Source organism: Nonomuraea sp. 3N208 (genome assembly GCF_052245935.1).
Classification (GTDB): domain Bacteria; phylum Actinomycetota; class Actinomycetes; order Streptosporangiales; family Streptosporangiaceae; genus Nonomuraea.
Window position 1 is genome coordinate 1 of sequence record NZ_JBQQBR010000122.1, and the last position, 2954, is coordinate 2954.

General features: G+C 67.9%; 3 protein-coding genes. All 3 read left to right on the forward strand.

Annotated features, from left to right (window positions below):
- Window positions 1-1353 (forward strand): extracellular solute-binding protein (locus ACTWPT_RS59690; RefSeq protein WP_443186424.1); only part of this gene is annotated, 1353 nt, incomplete at its 5' end.
- Window positions 1353-2276 (forward strand): carbohydrate ABC transporter permease, encoded by a 924-nt coding sequence (locus tag ACTWPT_RS59695; RefSeq protein ID WP_443186425.1) that lies wholly within the window; start codon window positions 1353-1355, stop codon window positions 2274-2276. The genes ACTWPT_RS59690 and ACTWPT_RS59695, both read left to right, overlap by 1 nt.
- On the forward strand, window positions 2273-2954 hold a 682-nt coding region (locus tag ACTWPT_RS59700), incomplete at its 3' end, for a carbohydrate ABC transporter permease (protein ID WP_443186426.1). The genes ACTWPT_RS59695 and ACTWPT_RS59700, both read left to right, overlap by 4 nt.

A 2954-nucleotide genomic window follows, 5' to 3' on the forward strand; every position in this document is an offset into this window, starting at 1 on the left:
CGACGAAACATCGAGGCAACCGTGCAAGATCCCCCCAAAGTCACCCGCCGGAGCCTCCTCGGCGGCAGCCTGGCGCTCGCCGGCGCCGCGGCCGCCGGATGCGCCATCCCGGTAGGGCTCGGCTCCCCCCAGACCCGCGTCCAGTATTGGCACTTCCTCGGTGCGAGCGACGGCATCATCATGAACCAGATGGTCACGGCGTTCGCCAAGGACAACCCGAACACCTTCGTCGAAGAGAACGTGCTCGCCTGGGGCGAGCCGTACTACACCAAGATCGCCATGGCCGGTTCCGGCGGGCGGTCGCCCGACCTGGCCACCTTCCACCTGGCCCGGCTGGCCGGGATCGGCGCCGGCGCCATCCTCGACCCCATCAACGTGAAACTGCTGGAGGAGGCCGGCCTGCGGGCCGCCGACTTCAGCCCGCCGATCTGGGAACGCGCCCACCTCGACGGTGTGCTGTATGCGATCCCGTTCGACGCCCATCCGATGGTGCTGTACTACAACACCGACATCTGCGGCCGGGCGGGACTACTCGGCTCGGACGGCAAGCTGCTGCCCACCCGCAACCAGGACGAGCTGCTGGCCATGCTGCGCAAGGCCAAGGAGACGCTGGGCGGCAAGCCGCCGCTGGTCTTCGACGCGCTCGGCCTGGGCACCGTGGGTCCCTGGCGGGTGTGGTATTCGCTCTATGCGCAGAGCGGCGGCACCCTGCTGGCTGACGACGGCGTCACGGTCACCATCGACGACCAGAAGGCGCTGCAGGCGCTGCGGCTCATGGCCCAGCTCGGTAAGGAAGGGCTGTGCGACCCGCGCACCGACTACGGCGCCTCCGTGGCCAGCTTCACCAACAGCCAGTCGGCCTTCCTGTGGAACGGCGACTGGGAGACCACCGGGCTCAAGGAACGCAAGACGCCGTTCAGCATGACCCGCTTCCCGAGCGTCTTCGGTACGGGCGCGGCGCAGGCCGACTGCCACGCGTTCGTCCTGCCGCACCAGCGCTTCCGCGATCCCGAGGTCGAGCGGGCCACCTACCGCTTCATCGCCTACCTCGTCAAGAACAGCGCGGACTGGGCGGTCGCCGGGCACGTGCCCGCGTACCTGCCGGCCCTGGAGGAGCCCGACTACCTCGCGCTGCAGCCCCAGTCGGAGTACCGCTCCGTCATCACCGAGGTCGCGCTCGATCCCCAGGTGTGGTTCACCGGGTCGGCGTCGCGGATGTGGATCGAGTTCGGGGAGGCGTTCTCCCCGGTGATCGGCGGTGAACGCACGCCGGAAGATGGCCTGGCCGCGGCCAAGGCCTCGCTGAACCGGCTCCTGTCGGCCCCGAACCCCTTCCCCGACCAGGAGCGATGATGACCACCACCGTCGCCGCCCCCGCCGCCGCCACCCCTGCCGCCACCGAGGCCAAGGTCCGGCGCAGCTGGACCCAGCACGGGTTGCTGTTCGTCGCGCCCTTCCTGCTCATCTACGTGGCCTTCCTGGTCTGGCCGACCGTGCAGGGCCTGCGGATGAGCATGTCGAACGTCAACATCGCCGGCACCAACGACAACCTCGTCGGGTTCGACAACTACGCCGAGGCGTTCGCCGACCCGCGCATGTGGCGCTCGCTCTGGAACACGGTGGTCTTCACCGTGCTGAGCACAGTCCCGCTGGTGCTGCTCGGTCTCGGGTTCGCGTTGCTGGTGCATCATCTGCGGTTCGTGCAGTGGCTCTGGCGGCTGTCGTTCTTCGGGCCGTTCCTGCTGCCGTCGGCCGTGGTGTCGATCCTCTGGCTGCAGATGATCTACCCGCCCGACTACGGCCTGATCAACGGCACGCTCGGCACCGAGTTCACCTGGCTGACCGACCCGTCGACCGCCATGTTCTCGGTGGTGCTGACCACGGTCTGGTGGACGGTCGGCTTCAACTTCCTGCTCTACCTGGCCGCCCTGCAGTCCATCCCCCAGCACCTGTACGAGGCCGCCGCCATCGACGGCGCCTCCGCCTGGGACAAGATGCGCTCCATCACGCTGCCGCTGCTCGGCCGCACGACCGCGTTGATCGTGGTGCTGCAGCTGCTCGCGTCGTTGAAGGTCTTCGACCAGATCTATCTCATGACCGGCGGCGGCCCCGAGGACTCCACCAGGCCGATCATCGAGTACGCCTACGACATGGGCTTCACCGGTTACCGCATCGGTTACGCCTCGGCCGTGTCGTACATCCTGTTCGCCATCATCGTCATCGTCTCCCTGGCACAGCTGCGGCTGTTCCGCAAGCGCGCGGAGGGCTCGTCATGACCAAGCGGTTCAGCATCAGCCAGCTCATCCTGCTGGTGGTGGCGCTGGCGCTGGCCATCATCTGGCTGGCGCCCATCGCCTGGGCCGTCGCCGTCTCGCTCAAGCCCGAGTCGGAGACCACGAAAATCCCGCTGCAGTGGATCGGCAGCGAGATCACCCTGGACTCCTACCAGCTGGTCCTGGGCACCGGAGGCATCGTCAAGTGGGCGATCAACTCCACGGTCACCGCGGTGATCACCACGTTCCTGACCGTGTTGTTCTCGGCGATGGCGGCGTACGGGTTCGCGCGCACGCAGTTCCGCGGCCAGCGGGTGCTGCTGGCGGTCATCCTGGCCGGGATCATGGTGCCGCCGCAGGTGCTGATCGCGCCGCTGTTCGCGGAGATGGTCGCGCTCGGGCTGGTCGACACCTGGTGGGCGATCATCCTGCCGCAGGTGGCCGCGCCGCTGATCGTGTACGTCCTGTACAAGTTCTTCCAGGACGTGCCGCCGGAGCTGGAGCAGGCCGCGTTCGTGGACGGGGCGGGGCGTTGGCGGGTGTTCTTCACGATCGTGCTGCCGCTGTCGCGGCCCGTGCTGGCCGCGGTGTCGATCTTCACGTTCATCACCACGTGGAACAACTTCCTGTGGCCGTTCCTGGTCTCCACCGACCCGAACACGATGACGCTGCCGGTGGGGC

What these genes read in the sequence shown, in the direction of transcription:
- ACTWPT_RS59695 (WP_443186425.1), top strand. Translation starts at nt 1,353, where the DNA reads ATGACCACCACCGTCGCCGCCCCCGCCGCCGCCACCCCTGCCGCCACC.